19 protein-coding genes are annotated in these 15,169 nt (G+C 34.5%); 8 read left to right on the forward strand and 11 right to left on the reverse strand.

The window, feature by feature from the left end; genetic code table 11:
* Positions 1-99: 99 nt before the first annotated feature.
* Together H7K77_RS19835 and H7K77_RS19840 are read right to left on the reverse strand one after the other, a co-directional pair.
* Positions 100-990 (reverse strand): 50S ribosomal protein L11 methyltransferase, encoded by an 891-nt coding sequence (locus H7K77_RS19835; protein WP_222599468.1) that lies wholly within the window; start codon positions 988-990, stop codon positions 100-102.
* A gap of 6 nt (positions 991-996) precedes the next feature.
* Complete coding sequence (locus tag H7K77_RS19840; protein ID WP_186580561.1) at positions 997-3,168, reverse strand: type IA DNA topoisomerase; 2,172 nt, start codon at positions 3,166-3,168, stop codon at positions 997-999.
* A gap of 279 nt (positions 3,169-3,447) precedes the next feature.
* On the opposite strand from H7K77_RS19840, the gene H7K77_RS21860 reads away from it, so the two are divergent.
* Positions 3,448-3,597, forward strand: a complete 150-nt coding sequence (locus H7K77_RS21860) for a diguanylate cyclase domain-containing protein (RefSeq protein WP_186580669.1) — start codon at positions 3,448-3,450, stop codon at positions 3,595-3,597.
* Between the two features lie 392 nt (positions 3,598-3,989).
* Here the strand turns inward: H7K77_RS21860 and H7K77_RS19850 are convergent, their stop codons facing one another.
* Positions 3,990-4,196 (reverse strand): hypothetical protein, encoded by a 207-nt coding sequence (locus H7K77_RS19850; RefSeq protein WP_186580563.1) that lies wholly within the window; start codon positions 4,194-4,196, stop codon positions 3,990-3,992.
* 154 nt (positions 4,197-4,350) lie between these two features.
* On the opposite strand from H7K77_RS19850, the gene H7K77_RS19855 reads away from it, so the two are divergent.
* The gene (locus H7K77_RS19855; protein WP_186580565.1) at positions 4,351-4,515 is read left to right on the forward strand and encodes a hypothetical protein; all 165 of its coding nucleotides are present in this window, start codon (positions 4,351-4,353) and stop codon (positions 4,513-4,515) included.
* A gap of 67 nt (positions 4,516-4,582) precedes the next feature.
* Here H7K77_RS19855 and H7K77_RS19860 read toward each other — a convergent pair whose 3' ends face one another.
* Positions 4,583-5,419 carry a formate/nitrite transporter family protein gene (locus tag H7K77_RS19860; RefSeq protein WP_186580567.1) on the reverse strand — a complete coding sequence of 279 codons (837 nt, stop codon included), beginning with the start codon at positions 5,417-5,419 and terminating at the stop codon, positions 4,583-4,585.
* Between the two features lie 167 nt (positions 5,420-5,586).
* Here H7K77_RS19860 and H7K77_RS19865 point away from each other — a divergent pair, with 167 nt between their 5' ends.
* Positions 5,587-5,913 carry a hypothetical protein gene (locus tag H7K77_RS19865; protein WP_186580569.1) on the forward strand — a complete coding sequence of 109 codons (327 nt, stop codon included), beginning with the start codon at positions 5,587-5,589 and terminating at the stop codon, positions 5,911-5,913.
* Between the two features lie 44 nt (positions 5,914-5,957).
* On the opposite strand, the gene H7K77_RS19870 is transcribed toward H7K77_RS19865, so the two are convergent.
* The 5 genes from H7K77_RS19870 to H7K77_RS19890 all read right to left on the reverse strand — a co-directional run bounded on the left by H7K77_RS19870 (position 5,958) and on the right by H7K77_RS19890 (position 9,684).
* On the reverse strand, positions 5,958-6,107 hold the full coding sequence (locus H7K77_RS19870; RefSeq protein WP_186580571.1) for a YfhD family protein: 150 nt from the start codon (positions 6,105-6,107) through the stop codon (positions 5,958-5,960).
* A 103-nt stretch (positions 6,108-6,210) separates the two neighbouring features.
* Entirely contained in the window at positions 6,211-6,693 is a 483-nt protein-coding gene (locus tag H7K77_RS19875; RefSeq protein ID WP_186580573.1) for a hypothetical protein, read from the reverse strand.
* A 92-nt stretch (positions 6,694-6,785) separates the two neighbouring features.
* A complete protein-coding gene (gene dacB / locus H7K77_RS19880; protein WP_186580575.1) occupies positions 6,786-8,255 on the reverse strand; it encodes a D-alanyl-D-alanine carboxypeptidase/D-alanyl-D-alanine endopeptidase in 1,470 nt (489 codons plus the stop codon).
* 61 nt (positions 8,256-8,316) lie between these two features.
* Positions 8,317-9,063: an alpha/beta hydrolase gene (locus tag H7K77_RS19885; protein WP_186580576.1), complete on the reverse strand. Its 747-nt coding sequence runs from the start codon at positions 9,061-9,063 to the stop codon at positions 8,317-8,319.
* A gap of 105 nt (positions 9,064-9,168) precedes the next feature.
* Positions 9,169-9,684 carry a YcxB family protein gene (locus H7K77_RS19890; protein ID WP_186580578.1) on the reverse strand — a complete coding sequence of 172 codons (516 nt, stop codon included), beginning with the start codon at positions 9,682-9,684 and terminating at the stop codon, positions 9,169-9,171.
* A gap of 141 nt (positions 9,685-9,825) precedes the next feature.
* Between H7K77_RS19890 and H7K77_RS19895 the strand changes: the two genes are divergently transcribed.
* Positions 9,826-10,329, forward strand: a complete 504-nt coding sequence (locus H7K77_RS19895) for a BsuPI-related putative proteinase inhibitor (RefSeq protein WP_186580580.1) — start codon at positions 9,826-9,828, stop codon at positions 10,327-10,329.
* A 65-nt stretch (positions 10,330-10,394) separates the two neighbouring features.
* Entirely contained in the window at positions 10,395-10,703 is a 309-nt protein-coding gene (locus tag H7K77_RS19900) for an iron-sulfur cluster assembly accessory protein (protein ID WP_186580581.1), read from the forward strand.
* Positions 10,704-10,900: 197 nt separating this feature from the next.
* Here the strand turns inward: H7K77_RS19900 and H7K77_RS19905 are convergent, their stop codons facing one another.
* Entirely contained in the window at positions 10,901-10,996 is a 96-nt protein-coding gene (locus H7K77_RS19905) for a putative holin-like toxin (protein WP_186580583.1), read from the reverse strand.
* A gap of 186 nt (positions 10,997-11,182) precedes the next feature.
* Complete coding sequence (locus H7K77_RS19910; RefSeq protein ID WP_186580585.1) at positions 11,183-12,043, reverse strand: glycerophosphodiester phosphodiesterase family protein; 861 nt, start codon at positions 12,041-12,043, stop codon at positions 11,183-11,185.
* Positions 12,044-12,288: 245 nt separating this feature from the next.
* Here H7K77_RS19910 and H7K77_RS19915 point away from each other — a divergent pair, with 245 nt between their 5' ends.
* Genes H7K77_RS19915 through H7K77_RS19925 form a run of 3 tightly spaced genes read left to right on the forward strand, consistent with a single transcriptional unit; the run spans position 12,289 to position 15,169 of the window.
* Positions 12,289-13,425 (forward strand): ABC transporter ATP-binding protein, encoded by a 1,137-nt coding sequence (locus H7K77_RS19915; RefSeq protein ID WP_186580587.1) that lies wholly within the window; start codon positions 12,289-12,291, stop codon positions 13,423-13,425.
* A 23-nt stretch (positions 13,426-13,448) separates the two neighbouring features.
* Positions 13,449-14,360, forward strand: coding sequence for a carbohydrate ABC transporter permease (locus H7K77_RS19920; RefSeq protein WP_186580671.1), 912 nt, complete (start codon positions 13,449-13,451; stop codon positions 14,358-14,360).
* Positions 14,357-15,169, forward strand: a complete 813-nt coding sequence (locus tag H7K77_RS19925; RefSeq protein ID WP_186580589.1) for a carbohydrate ABC transporter permease — start codon at positions 14,357-14,359, stop codon at positions 15,167-15,169. The genes H7K77_RS19920 and H7K77_RS19925 overlap by 4 nt, the downstream gene beginning before the upstream one ends.

Raw genomic sequence — 15,169 nt, forward strand, 5'->3', positions numbered from 1 at the left:
CTTGTAAATGGTTAAAACTATAAACTAGTTCTTATTTACTATATTACCATATCACAAAAGAATATCCTATCCTAATTTTACAAACTTGTATATTCTCTATTACAGCTTTTGAAACTGAAAAGTTACCCATTCATTTGTTTGGATTTCCGTTACTACTTCAAAACCATTTGACTCGAACTTTTTTATAACCTCTTCTTTATTCCATTCAACAATCCCGGATATAAGAAAGTTTGAGGATTTTTCTAGCAGGCTATTATGTCTATTTAAAATTTGAATCGTCTCATCCGCGCCTATATTAATGATAACGAAATCGTATTTTTCCGTTATAAAATTATCACTGTGGAGTAGATCTGCTTGTATCACATCAATCTTCGACACTATAGAATTTAACTTAATGTTGTGCATAACTTCTCTTCTAACTGGCTGATAATCAATTGCAGTTACTAATTTTGCTTTTTTTAAGGCTGCAGCTACGGTTAATAAACCAGAACCAGTACCCAAATCTAAGACTGATTGCCCCTCTAAATTTTTAGATAGAATCACCCGTAAACAATTTTGAGTAGTTTCATGTAAACCAGTTCCAAAAGCAGCTTGTGGTTCAAAATTTAATACATTTTTATTAGAATAATTATTTCTGTTTTTCTCTGAATAACAAATAATCCAACCATTTCCTAAATCAAGATCTTGGAAGTCCGGTTCCCAATTGGAATCTTCCACTTTTCTTATGGTTATCTCTTCTTTTTTTATTTTTAACGCTTCTGCAATTAACTGTAAATAGGACTGAGGTAGGTCATCTACCAAGGTGTCTTCGGCGAAAATTTTTAAATCCAAGGTGTCTGTCTCGACCTCTTTGTAATCATAGCCATTCTTTACACGTACTACTTTTATCTTAGGCTCATAAAAATGTTGATAAATCTCATTCATGTTCAATAACTCTATCGCCATATCAATATCATTTTGTAATATTTCTACCTTAAACTCATACAACACGTCTCCTTACGCCCCTTCTGGTTTGTGAAAGTCCATTTTCCAACTGAAATATGGATTCTCAGAATTCTTTTGATAACGAAGATATGCATTAAATTTCTTACCCTTCTTGCTTGTCAGCCCTTTAACAAAAACCACATTATTTTTTAACAGGGTTTTTACCATTGTTTTGGAAGCTTTCTTTTTCATTGTGGCAAGGAATTTATCATTTTTCCATATCACAAAGGTACAACCTTTTTTCCAATTACTACATCCAAATCCCTTTGTTCCTTCTATAATATTACCTCCACATTGTGGACACTTGCCTAGGATCTCTCGAGTCTTTGGGCTTTGATCAACTTTGTTTATTTTTATGTCTACATCATCTTTTATAAACGCCACTGACTTTGTAGTAAACTGAAAGACAAATTCTAAAAAAGATTCTCTTTTCACCTTATTTTTCTCTATATCAGATAAACTCTTTTCTAATCGACCAGTAAATTGAAGATCAAACAATTCTTTCACTGGAAAAGTCTCTACTAACTTTTGTCCAAGTTCTGTCGCTAGTAAATATTTACCCTCGAAAGTTATATATCCAATATTCTTCAATTTCTTAATAGTTTCAGCTCGCGTTGCCGGCGTACCAATACTAAAACCAGATAGAATAGATCCTACGAACTCTTCACTATCATCCTCTTTATAGTTTTTACCACAAGTTTCCATTATCCGTAATAGTGTTTTTTCAGTATGATGTTTTGGCGGTTTCGTCACATAATCCGTAAGTTCGGACTTCGTCACATGAACCTTTTCATGTTGACTAAGAGAAGGTAGTAATACATCTTTACTTTGGTAATCTTCGACTTTTTTCCACCCTTTTACAAGTTGTACCTTGCCCTTTGATACAAAGCCACCCTTTATATTCTCATTTGAAACTTTTATTAATAGCCTTGTTTCTTCGTATTCTGCAACAGGCATAAACTGCATAATCAACCTATTTTTAATAGCCTCATAAACTATCTTTTGATCAGGAGTTAAACTTCTAGGCTTTATGTAGGTTGGTATAATGGCACTGTGACTTTCTACTTTAGCATTATTAAAAACCCGTTTTGATTTCGTAAATCGGATTTCATCTTTATAGGGTAATCCCTCCGTAATAACGTCTAATACCTTTGCAGTTTTCCCTACTAAACTTTCCTCTAAAGCCATACTTGCCGTTCGTGGATAAGTTATTAACTTTTTTTCATACAAGGATTGTGCAACCTTTAAAACCTTATCAGAAGTCCACCCTTTATATCGATTGGTGATATATCCCTGTAAATTTGATAAATTAAATAGCAACGGTGGAAATTCCTTTTTCTTTTCTACATGCTTATCCATTATAGAGGCTTGTTTTCCAACAAGTTGACGTTGAACATCCTCTAACAGTTGCCTTACTTTAAATTTATCTTGCTTCTCTTCCACATAAGTACCTTCAAATGTTTCGTTACCCTCCGTCTGAAAGGTCGCAACGAGTTTATAATAATCTTCAGGTACAAATTGTTTAATTTCCTTGTCCCGATCATAAATGATTTTAAGTGTTGGTAACAGAACACGACCGATATTAAGTGCCTTGCCTCTTCCTTGTTGGTACTTTAGTGTAGCTACAGAAGTTAAATTAATTCCAATTACCCAATCGGCCCACTGTCTACTAAGCCCTGCATCGCTAAGAGGTCTCATTTTTTCATTCGGACACAACCTTTCAAGACCTTGGAGTACTTCTTGCTGCGTCCATTCATTCAATAATAAACGGTACACTCTTTTATTTGGATTAAGCTCATTGATAATACTATCGCCTATTAATTGTCCTTCTCTATCGTAATCACATGCAGAGATAATTGCCTCCACATCTTTCCTATTCATAAGATAGCCAATTGTTTTTAATTGTTTATTAGCCCCCATGTCTTTAGCACCTTTTCGACGGGGGTTGCTTTTAACCTTATATTTAAATTGACTTGGTATGAATGGAAAATTATCCATTTTCCATTTAGCGTACTTAGAGTCATAGTCTTTCGCATCATACAACTCAAGTAAATGTCCGAAGGCCCAAGTAATAATATAGTTATCTCCTTCTAGATAACCATCACCTTTTGACGTTATTTTCAATGCTTCTGCTATATTTTTGGCGACTGAAGGTTTTTCTGCAATAATTAATGTTTTACTCATAGGTACGCCTCCTTTAATACCTTTATTAGTAAATCAAAAGTTGTCTCAAATGGCAATGTTTTTTCTTCCTCTATTACAATGTTCTTTTGCTCACCTTACTCACAAAATCAACCATATTTCTTTGTGAGTTGTTTTATAAATAATGCGGTGAATGCTATCCAACAGTCACACCTATATTCACAAGTTCAAGACCATGCGCTAACAGATCAACGAGCATTTTCAAACTGTATGCATCAATAATTCCCAAAAAACTAATAGGAGTTTACTATCCCTTAATTAATTGATGTAGGTTATTTTAAGTATCTCAATGACAATATTGGGTATTTTATAGGAACTGATGTGTTAGTGATTCTTACAAATGTGGTTAATGACTCGATCAGGAAAGATGATATCTCTTTTAGGTTGGCGAAGAGGAATTTGCCGTTCTAATTACCAAGTTCAACTCAAAAGCAAACAAATTTGATAGCAGAACGAATTAGGTATAATGTGGAAACTCAGAAATTTAGAATGGATTCTATCAGTCTGGTGAAAAGGTGACGATTAATAGGATCAATATTTACGTAACAGCTAATAAAACAAAATATTATTTACTAATAAAAGATTTCCAACTTCCTTCCCTCGAATTACTACTAGACCAAGGAAAAATTTTTGAAAAACATATTTTAAAATCCGTGTGTACAAGCTAATCCCCCGCAGACAATAGGAGAAATAGCAGAGGATGTATTTAAGCAAATCCGTGTTGGACGGTACGAACAAACAAGTAGCATTCACCGAAGTCTCATCTTATTTAGGCTTCGGTTTGAACGCTTTTACAAATAGAACTATTTTATTATTGTAATCCACCACATATAGAGACTTAAAAATACAGCAACACCGAGAATAGCATTTTTGAATCCATAGGATATGGGAATAAACTTAAGAATTACCACAACTACACCTCCGGTAATAAGCATATATATAAGCGCATATAGCAGCATTCCTAGTAAATTATCCACTGGTAGTTTCATTGCATCTGTTATTACATCCATGTTCATTGCACCTCATTATTTTATTTAGCTACTATCTATCATTTTATATAATCTTATAGAATTTTCCAATTATTTTTTTATGCATCAATCTTGAATAAACAGGTAGCTATTTTAATAAAATGAGAGTAACAATATACTAGGGGAGCGAAATAATATGGAATTAGAGGAATTGGAATACTTGTTAACCTATAATGCAAGTAATTATGAATGGTTTGCTTCTGAAGAAGAATTGGTCTCTTTTATAAAGGAACATGATATAACTTCCTATGAGGCCTGGCACATTCCAGAAGCTTTTGAAATTGAGATAGAACTAGATTAATTGAAAATTTAATGGTGAAAGAAGCTTGATTGTATCAAGCTTCTTTTCTATTAAGTATAGTGAATAATTATTTACTTTGCGTTGTGACAGGTCTAGGGAACTCATCTATCTTATTTTTCCCATCTAATTCTTTATTCTTATTAGCTAAATAAGTTAACCAATAAGCCCCTGCTACAAACATACTTCCTCCTACTGCATTACCAAGAAATACTGGTACAAAGTTTTCTAAGTATTCTATCCAGGTAAAATACCCTGCAAAGATTGCAGCTGGAATCAAAAACATGTTGGCGACAACGTGTTGAAATCCAATTGCAACAAAAGCCATTGTTGGGAACCAAATCCCTAACACTTTTCCACTCATATCTTTAGCACCGTAACTTAACCATACTGCAGATGCCACTAGCCAGTTACAACCGATCCCCGAGACAAATGCCTGGACGAAACTAGCTTCTATTTTATGTTCTGCAAGGGATATCGTTTGAGTTAAATATAAGCGTGTTTCGGTTAAACCTACTACATGCCCAAAAAAATAAGCAACAAATATTGCGCCTGCAAAGTTACTCATTGTGATAATACTTATGTTTTTCAATAATTGTATCGTACTTATTCTATTGGCCATCCTAGATAACGGGACTGCCATCATATTACCAGTTAACAGTTCTCCGCCAGCCATTAAGGTTAGAATTAATCCTAAGGGGAATAGCGCTGCCCCTATAAAGGAAGTAAAACTTCCCCACTCACTTGGCATGGAAGCCGTAACTCTGATATAAAGCAAAAATCCTAGAGCAATAAATGCTCCTGCTTCAAACCCAAGTATAGTCGATTGGACAATCGACAGGTTGGCTTTCTTATAACCAGATGTCACAGTATAACTTGCAATTTCCTGTGGACTATAAAAGCCCATAAAATCAGATCCTTTCAAAAAATAATATTATGTGAAATAGTACACATAATATTATACTCTTTATTAAACTAGTTACACGTGAACAAATTATGAATTTTCTTACAAAGGACATCCTAATTTACTGTATATTGATATGATAAAGAAGTAACAGGATAGGAGGAATTTTATTGTTTAGTAACCAAATTGCTATAAAATTAGAAATTACTGCAAGGAGAGCATTAAATATACAACAAAAAAGTGGAATGGCTTCTGTCATTTCAACAGAATTCATTGAAAACGAACGCGGAGCTTTTACCGTACTTTGTGCAGCACTTGCCCCTTACTATCTTCATGCGACCAAGGTAGAAAGGGCTCCACTGGATGATTTTATTGAGAGATATAAACATTTACGAAACTGTAGTAATGAGGAATATTTTAAGGGAACAGATCGCGCTTCAGAGGAATTGAGAATATTATTAGACAACTTAGGTGTTCAAAACTATGACAATTTTTAACTTACTGTAAAAGGAGCGTCTATAGACACTCCTTTTATGAACAGTTATTTTTCTTCTTCCTCATTAATGCCGAATTGTACTTTTGGATTGTTAGACATCTCTATATCGACACCAGTTGCATTCTTAAGATTGGCAGGCGTTTGAGGAAGCCTGTTTTTGTTATTTTTGTGTTGACGATGTTCATCTCTACCCATGATCATCCACCTTCCCTAAATCATCTTAACAATATTAGTATGAAATATTATTAGTGATTTCATGTGTATAACCATAGAAATTCAAGATGGAAAATAATTCAAACTAGCCGCAAACATTGTTCTTTCCATCTAGTGTCTCTAAATATTTAACCCACTTATAATAAAATAACACGATCAACAATAAAAATGGATCTAAGACGGCTGAATATCCTAAATTCCACCAACCGTAATGAAAATAGCCGAAAGGTTGAGGAAGCAAAGCAATTAACTCATACAGAAGTAGTGATATAACCCACCCTCCTATATATGCTATTTGCTTTAATAAGGAAGACTTAAGCGGGAACCAATTTATGTACAAAACATTTACTGGGGGTATTAATATCGTTAGATTTAGTAACGAAATCCAATCCACATCCTTAGTGAAATACCAATATCCCAAATACTTAAGATCAATATAAATATCAACTAGTGTATTTAAAGCAATAGTAAATGTCCAAATATGAACCATTTGGTTTCTAGTCAGATTGTCATTATTTAGATACGCTAACAAATTAAACACTATTATCGATAGAATAAGTCCAATCATATAAAACGCTTCCCTTTTTTTTAGTATTGTCCCCTCCCTCTTTAAATGTACTTATTCACACAGTAAAAACATTCCGTCTAAAAAACGGTTGTTTATCCTTTTGCGATTATTTGAACGATCTCGTCTTCTACTTGTTGCGCTTGATCTTCACTTAAGACATTGTTACAAAGGATAGAAAAGATCAATTTATGTCCGGAATCTGACGTTACATATCCCGACAAAGAACTTACAGTAGAAAGCGTACCTGTCTTAGCCTTTACATTAGTATCATTTAATCGATAACGCAATGTTCCACCAACCAAACGCTCCTCGACTCCTGCTACTGGTAACGAATTTAAGAAAGAAGGAAACCAACTTTCGTTTTGTACTTGATAAAGAAGTTTAGTTATTTCATTAGCTGGAATTAAATTAACATGAGATAAACCGGATCCATCTCTGATAACAATTTGCTCGACGTCCACAGCTAAATTTTTCAATGTCGTGTTCATTACTTCTATGCCTTTTTCCCAACTTCCCTCTCCTTTATAAACCTTCCCCATTTCTTTGACCAACGTTTCCGCATGTCCATTATTACTTAATTTCATAAAAGGTACTAATAGCTCAGAAATTGGGATTGATGAGCTAGATACTAAAACCTTCTTTTTGTTACTTTTGTGAGCTAAGGTTTCCTTTTCACTCCATGATATTCCCTGTCGCTCCAAGGATTCTTTAAATACTTCTAAAGCATAACCAGTAGGCTCCCAAACACTTACCCACTCTCTTTCCTGCAGAGAGTCTATTGGAATGGTACCCTTTATAACAATAGTATTAGTTCCATGACTACGTTCGAATGAAAGTTTCCCCTTCTCTCCCTTAGGAATGGTGTTTATTTTGTTTATTACCTTTATGTATTCCGTATTTGGAACTAGGTCGATTATCGCTTTATCTCCAACTTCTTCACCTGCTTCTACTTCCACAATAACTGTACCTGCATCATAGTCTTTATTAGGGGAAATAGTTAAAGCAGATATGCCTGCACCATAATATGTTGATTCATCACTCCACACTAAATCCTTTGAATAGCGTTCTTCATCATACCAGGAATCGTCAGCTAATACGTCTCCTTCTATCTTCTTAATTCCCTTTTCACGAAGTTTCTGAGCAAACATTTCTAAATCACTCGGCAGGAGGGTAGGATCGCCTTTTCCCTTTAATACGAGGTTGCCAACTAGTGTATCTCCTTGAATAACGCCATCTGTTAAAATTTCAGTAGTAAATTGATAATTTCCCCCTAGTGTGGAAAGAGCAGACGCTGCTGTTAATAGCTTCATATTGGATGCAGGTCGTAAACGAGTATCTCCCATATGATCAAATACAACCGCACCCGATGTAGCTGACCGAACACTTAGACCTACAATTGCTCCATTAAGTTCTGGACTAGTATTCACATATTTTGATAGTTCCTCTTGCCAGGTAACAGTAGTTTCCTCACCTTTCAATTTATTAAAAGATATATCATTTAATATTAAGATTAGCGTTATAGGAACGACCAACACTAAAATAATACGAGTAATTTTATTCATAGAACCACCTTTTTACGTTTGTGGTACTATTATTTCCGAATATATCAGATTATAGACTGTTCTATTTTCTTTGGTACAACCACTTCACAACAGTTGGAAATCGCTGAATGAAATAATGACGCTTGTGGTCAGCCCCATCTATTAGCTTAAAACGCAGTTGGCTATCGGATAATCCTTTAGTACGTAAAATTTGATTGGCAAGTATAGTCCTATCCACCATTTCACACTGAATCGTAGTTTTATTTTTACCCTCTTCTGTTCCTACATCCATATAGATTTTCATGTCATTTAATAATAATTCATTTCTTTCCATAAATGGCAGGATACCATCGAACCAGAAAGAACCAGAAATGCAACCAACCTTTTTAAAATGATCAGGGTAGCAAAATGCTGCATAGATTGAAATCAACCCTCCTAAGGACTTGCCGATAATACTAGTGTCTGTAACGCTTGTGCTATATTTTTGATTTATAAGTGGTATTAATTTCTCGACTATAAACGAAAGATATAAATCTCCATTTCCTCCAAAATCATTGAACTTTGTTGGTTCAATTGCCTTAGCAAACCACGGCGTGTACTCATTCAGACGGTTTTCAGATTCAATTCCAACAAGGATCACCTCTTGCAATTCACCATCTTGAAACAACTTTTCTAGCTCATTCAACGAATTACTATGTGCTGGATTAAATAAATCACCACTATCATGGATATAGGATACCGGATAGTGCTGCTCTACGGAATAGGAAGGTGGCAAATAGACAATAATTCCCCTTCCACTAACGGTTAGTGATTCTATTCTACCTTTCATTTTTATATTACCTCATTTCTGTTCACAATAATCTTATAACTGTCTACGTTTAATATTCCGACCTATTTGATAAAAAGATTAAAAAAAGGCAAAGGGAGTTCCCCCTTACCTACCTGTCTTTTCCTTTACAATTGTAAGAAACTCATCTAATCTACTGCTCAACTCTCTCTTTGGAATAATATAGGCACTTACGGAACTATTATAAAGGAAAATATAGTCTTGTTCGTGCACTACCTTATCAATACCTGACCAATTAACCTTTGTTTCTCCATTTTCATTAATATCTGTTAATCCGTTGTCATTTACGATCATATGATGCGTTCCTAGTAGATTTTCATTTTTTCCTTCTTTAATCATTTTACTAGCATTTTTTCTGATACTTCTAAGAAAAATTTTAGGATAAGTAATTACCCAAATAACGCTTAAAACAGAAAAAGGTACAAGCATCCACAATACAGGTATGTCAAGTAGTGCTGACATAACAAATGCTAAAGCAATGTAAATGATTGGAATAGAAAATCGTTGAATTCCAATCGACCTCTTTACTGTAATGGATTGTTTAACGTGTGTTAAATTAAAGTTAATATAATCCTCTTCTGTTAATGTATAAGTAAATTCCATCGGCACTTTCCTTCCTGATCTTGTTAGCTTATATTTTATCTTTCACGAGCACATATATCTAGCTTTTTTTCTAAAATTTGTGACATAATCAGCTTTAAATACGACCAATACTATAACAAATCATTTATAAGGAGATTGATGATGAAAAAAACATTATTTTTGTTTAGTTGTTGTTTCATGTTAATAGGTTGTGGAACAGGTGAAAATACGAAAGAGGATGTAGCCTCTGAAGTCAATGGTGCAAAACCGGATCAAGAGATAGCGACAGATGATGATAGTGCGCAAGAAAATCAAGGTATTGTTGCTGGTGAAATGGAGGCAAGCCTTACAGAAACAAGTCCTTTGACCTATACCTACAAGGTAACGAATCAAACAGAAAAAGAAGTAAAACTTAAATTTACAAGTTCACAACGCTATGACTTTTCCGTTAGAAATCAAGCTGGTGAACAAGTGTATTTATTTTCGAGTTTAGCTTCCTTTTTACAAGTTCTAGGCGAAGAAACTATTAAGCAAGGAGAATCTCTAGAATATACGATCGATTTATCTAATATTGGGCTAAAAACTGGAGATTATGTGTTGACTGCCTGGATGACACCAGAAGAAGGCGAAAAATACAGTGCAACAACAAAGGTCGTAATTCCTTAAGCGAATCACTTCCATTTTTCAGTCACATAAGTATAATAAAGTTACTAGAAAAGAGGTGCTTCTATATGAACTGCAAAATAAATCGAAATGCTGCGAAGGTATTGAAAGAGTGGTTAGAAAGCGATGGAGTAGAGGGTAAAATGGTCCGCGTTTTTGTGACTGAAATGCATGGTAACCACGCACATTATGATATTATGTTAGACGAACCTACAGAACATGATGAAATTGTTAAAACAGATAAAGGTATTGATGTTCTACTAGACAGTAGGGAAGAATTTTTAGATGGTGTATGGGTTCAATATTTTTATGTTCCTGAAGAAGGATTTGCAATTAGTAATTCATCAAAAGGACATCCTCCTCACCACCATCATTAAAATGACCCGAATTAATTGCAGAACAAATTGCATATTTTTATAATTTGTTACTTATGATATAATGTTGGCATACAATAATAGCTTAACAGACCACAGTTGAAACTGTGGTCTGAGCGATAAGCGGTTCCCCCAGGGGGATCGGCTATCCTTTTACGAGATAGACCTCACCTAAAAACTTTGCGGGCTAATAGGGGGGTCTATTTTTTATTGATCATATTGACGATCAAAGCGAGCAATGCAATCAAGAATGTACCAAAACTAAACAGTACCATAAAACTTTCATACATGCCCATAGGCATCACCCCCTTTACTATGGGGTTAGCCGACCCGACCCTAAAAGAACTTTATCTAATTTAGATTGTACCATATAAATTCTAGTTTTCGAACAAATGTTCGTATATTTTCTATCAAATCGTTCTATATTCCTAATTTTGCTTGATTCAACTATAGACTATTGTCTACTTCTGGTTACTATATTGTCACTTCTCTGAAGCTTCTTTAGTGTATAGATCCAAATAATCAGTAAAGATACCTGTTACCCCCCAATTTAAAGCACTTCTAATATCTTTTCTAGAATTTATAGTATAAGCATGAACGTCTAAACCGGAATTTCTAAGTAGTTGTACATCCCATCTAGATAAAGCATCAAAATCTGGACCTACCCCAGTTACATATTTAGACCAGCCTTCTATTGCTAGTTGATTTATTTTTTCTGTTTCCTCATGATCCAATAATAAAATTAATCTAAGGTTTGGATAGGATTTATGGATTTGTTGAAGACTTTTCTTATCGAACGATTCTATTATCACCCCGTCTGTATTTCCATCATTGCCTATCAATTTATATTTGTTTAAAAGCCTTATTAACTCTAACACTATTCCTGGATTCTCTTCAGGTGATTTAATCTCTAAATAGTACTTCGTCGTTGTACCAAAATAAGTAAATATCTCTTCTAATGTTGGTATTCTCTCATCTAAATAACTTTTCTTAGCAAGTATTGAGTTTTGTTGATTGAACCATGTTCCTGCATTTAACTTTTTCAATTCACTTAAATTAAAGGAAGATACCATTCCAACACCATCAGTTGTCCGATCAACCAACTCATCATGGATGGCAACAAGCTGACCATCATTCGTCATCTGTAGGTCTATCTCAATATAATCAGCTCCCAAAGAAAGAGCCTGTTTGTAAGCCTCCATCGTATGTTCTGGAGCATAACCAGATGCCCCTCGGTGCGCTATAGATATAGAATTAATTTCCTCAATCTCTTTTCGTTGAGCAAGTAAATTTAATAATTGTAATGATATTACGAAACAAATTATTATAATAATTTTCTTCATACTTTCCTCCATATCTCGTAAGGTACGTCCCTATTATAAAAGAAAAAAGGAAACATTTTGTTAACGGAAGGTAAAAATTGTAATTCATTTATTTCACCTCTTCTATATTAGGTAAAGATGTTTACCAATTATTATGTAAATTTTGTAAAAATATCCATTATTAATTTAACAACAGATTTATACAAGCTTAATAGTCCAATCTTATACTACCTAAGTGTAAAGGATTTAAGAAAGGAGGAACAATGATGAAAAATGTTGAGTTATTCAACGTTTCAAAATCTTATGAAAAACAAAAAGAAGTAATATCAGATATTAGTGTCTCTATAGAACCTGGTGAGTTTTTTGTATTAGTAGGACCCTCTGGATGTGGTAAGAGCACCATATTAAGAATGATTGCCGGATTAGAGGATATTACTAAAGGAAGTTTACGAATAGATGGTAACGAGGTAAACCTACTTCCTCCTAGTAAACGAGATATTTCGATGGTGTTTCAAAACTATGCTCTTTACCCCCATCTTAACGTGGAAGAAAACATTGTCTTTGGTTTAGATGTGAAAAAAGTTAAAAAATTTGAGAGAAAAGAGCGCTGTATGGAAGTAGCTGAGATGCTTGGACTCACCGATTATCTAAAGCGAAAGCCAAGACATTTATCAGGTGGTCAACGCCAACGTGTTGCTCTTGCACGTGCCATTGTCAATCAAGCACCTATTTGTTTGATGGATGAGCCATTATCTAATTTAGATGCAAAATTACGAGCACACATGCGCTCTGAAATTAGACAAATACAAAGAAAACTAAAGATTACGATGATATATGTGACTCATGATCAGGTTGAAGCAATGACTATGGGGGATCGCATTATGATTCTTAATGAAGGTAAGATACAACAAGTAGGTAAACCTATCGATGTGTACAACGCTCCTGCTAATCCCTTTGTTGCACAATTTATTGGTTCGCCACCAATGAATTTAGCTACAGCCAACATTAACCTATCAAAACAAGAACTTTCGATTGGCGGAAGACTGAAACTATCGATTCCTAGTAACGATTTACAAAGTTATCAAGAGGATACAGTAACTCTGGGTATTCGTCCAGAATATTTAAAAATCGTAAATTCCATTAACACAAAATCAACAAATAACTATCTAGACGTTAAAGTAGAACATGTGGAAGTATTAGGAAACGAAACAATTGTCTCCTTTCAGCTAGATACATATAGATGGCAAGCGAAGTGGAATGGACAATGGAATGTAGATGTTGGTGACATCGTTCCTATCGCCATTAACTATGAATCCATTTGCTTATTTAACTCCGCTTCAGGCCATTTGATCAAGGGTCCAACTCAAGTCGAAAATCATATCATTCATGAGGTAACGGTATGAAGAGTCAAGTAGAACTAAATGGCATGCTTGATAACGTTGTTAAGAAGAAAAAAGGTATTTGGCAACAATCACTAAACTGGAGAACTGCCCTTTTATATTTATTACCATCATTAATCCTATTTAGTGTTTTCTTATTCTATCCAATGGGCAAAACCTTGTATTTAAGCTTTTTCCTAACCGATAGACAAGGAGAAGCAAATGTTTTTGTAGGATTAGAGAACTACCTGTATTTACTCGAATCTGAAGCATTCCTAAAAAGTATTAAAGCTACCATATTATTTGTTCTTTATACGGTCCCAACCGGAATTATTATTTCGTTGTTCTTGGCTTTATTAGCAAATGAAAAGTTAAAAGGGATTGGGTTTTTTCGCACAATATTTGCTTCAACAATGGGGATTTCTGTTGCAGCTTCATCTGTTGTCTGGCTATTTCTTTTTCATCCGAGTGTAGGCTTTTTAAATAAAATAATTGCTTCATTGGGCGGACAAGGTGTTGACTGGCTCCTTGATCCAAAATGGGCACTATTGTCCGTTTCCATCACAACTATTTGGATGAACATTGGTTTTACTTTTTTAATCATCTTAGGAGGAATTCAGAATATAGACGAGCATTTGTATGAAAGTGCCAAAATTGATGGTGCAGGCTACTTTTATCAATTACGTAGGATTACGATTCCGATGCTCTCCCCCACTTTATTTTTTGTTATAACTGTATCGTTAATTAATGCTTTCCAAACTTTTGGCCAAGTTGATATTTTAACACAGGGTGGTCCATCTGAATCCACTAACTTAATCGTCTACTCTATTTATCGAGAGGCTTTCGTTAATTATCAATTTGGAACAGCAAGTGCACAATCTATTTTCTTATTCCTTTGTATCTTAGTTGTGACAATTCTACAATTTAAGTTCGGAGAAAAGAAGGTGCATTATCAATGAGGTGGGTAAAGAAAGGTCTCGTTTATATTATTTTATCTATTGCAGCATTATTAATTTTCTTTCCAATTCTCTACGCCTTTTTGATTAGCTTTATGACTGGTGGAGAACTATTGCAAGGAAATATATTCCCGGAACGATTTCATCTAGAAAACTATCAAAAAGCATTTGATAGATTACCGTTAGCCCATTATTTGTTAAACAGCCTTATTATTTCCTTAAGTGTTATGTTAGGGCAACTAGTTGTAAGTGCTATGGCAGCTTATGCTTTTGTCTTTATTCCTTTTAAGGGACGAACCTTACTTTTCTTTATCTTTATTTCAACAATGATGATCCCTTGGGAAGCTACTATGATTCCAAACTTTATGACGATTCAAAAGTTAGATTGGATTAATACATACCAAGGGTTAACTGTGCCATTTTTTGCAATAGCTTTTGGAACGTTTTTACTTAGACAGCATTTTAAAACAATACCTAAAGAACTCCATGAGGCTTCTGAAGTGGCAGGGTTAAGTAAGTTTAGATTTTTCATAAAGGTCGTCTTACCTTATTGTAAAACGTCGTTAGTAACGTTAGGAGCCTATGGATTTTTAACAACTTGGAACATGTATTTATGGCCCCTTCTCGCCACAAACAATGATTCAGTTCGTACCGTTCAAATCGGCTTAAAGCAGCTACAAACCCAAGAAATGGCGACAGAATGGGGGGTGGTAATGGCAGGAGTAATCGTTGTAATTATCCCAACACTCATTTTATTATTTTTAGGGCAAAAGCAACTGCAAAAAGGCTTGGCGCAAGGAGCACTTAAATAA

The organism is Aquibacillus kalidii (assembly GCF_014280935.1).
In the GTDB taxonomy this organism is placed as follows: Bacteria; Bacillota; Bacilli; order Bacillales; family Amphibacillaceae; genus Aquibacillus_D; species Aquibacillus_D kalidii.

What these genes read in the sequence shown, in the direction of transcription:
- H7K77_RS19840 (WP_186580561.1), bottom strand. Translation starts at nt 3,168, where the DNA reads ATGAGTAAAACATTAATTATTGCAGAAAAACCTTCAGTCGCCAAAAAT.
- H7K77_RS19850 (WP_186580563.1), bottom strand. Translation starts at nt 4,196, where the DNA reads ATGGATGTAATAACAGATGCAATGAAACTACCAGTGGATAATTTACTA.
- H7K77_RS19855 (WP_186580565.1), top strand. Translation starts at nt 4,351, where the DNA reads ATGGAATTAGAGGAATTGGAATACTTGTTAACCTATAATGCAAGTAAT.
- H7K77_RS19860 (WP_186580567.1), bottom strand. Translation starts at nt 5,419, where the DNA reads ATGGGCTTTTATAGTCCACAGGAAATTGCAAGTTATACTGTGACATCT.
- H7K77_RS19870 (WP_186580571.1), bottom strand. Translation starts at nt 6,107, where the DNA reads ATGGGTAGAGATGAACATCGTCAACACAAAAATAACAAAAACAGGCTT.
- H7K77_RS19875 (WP_186580573.1), bottom strand. Translation starts at nt 6,693, where the DNA reads ATGATTGGACTTATTCTATCGATAATAGTGTTTAATTTGTTAGCGTAT.
- dacB (WP_186580575.1), bottom strand. Translation starts at nt 8,255, where the DNA reads ATGAATAAAATTACTCGTATTATTTTAGTGTTGGTCGTTCCTATAACG.
- H7K77_RS19885 (WP_186580576.1), bottom strand. Translation starts at nt 9,063, where the DNA reads ATGAAAGGTAGAATAGAATCACTAACCGTTAGTGGAAGGGGAATTATT.
- H7K77_RS19890 (WP_186580578.1), bottom strand. Translation starts at nt 9,684, where the DNA reads ATGGAATTTACTTATACATTAACAGAAGAGGATTATATTAACTTTAAT.
- H7K77_RS19895 (WP_186580580.1), top strand. Translation starts at nt 9,826, where the DNA reads ATGAAAAAAACATTATTTTTGTTTAGTTGTTGTTTCATGTTAATAGGT.
- H7K77_RS19900 (WP_186580581.1), top strand. Translation starts at nt 10,395, where the DNA reads ATGAACTGCAAAATAAATCGAAATGCTGCGAAGGTATTGAAAGAGTGG.
- H7K77_RS19905 (WP_186580583.1), bottom strand. Translation starts at nt 10,996, where the DNA reads ATGGGCATGTATGAAAGTTTTATGGTACTGTTTAGTTTTGGTACATTC.
- H7K77_RS19910 (WP_186580585.1), bottom strand. Translation starts at nt 12,043, where the DNA reads ATGAAGAAAATTATTATAATAATTTGTTTCGTAATATCATTACAATTA.
- H7K77_RS19915 (WP_186580587.1), top strand. Translation starts at nt 12,289, where the DNA reads ATGAAAAATGTTGAGTTATTCAACGTTTCAAAATCTTATGAAAAACAA.
- H7K77_RS19920 (WP_186580671.1), top strand. Translation starts at nt 13,449, where the DNA reads ATGCTTGATAACGTTGTTAAGAAGAAAAAAGGTATTTGGCAACAATCA.
- H7K77_RS19925 (WP_186580589.1), top strand. Translation starts at nt 14,357, where the DNA reads ATGAGGTGGGTAAAGAAAGGTCTCGTTTATATTATTTTATCTATTGCA.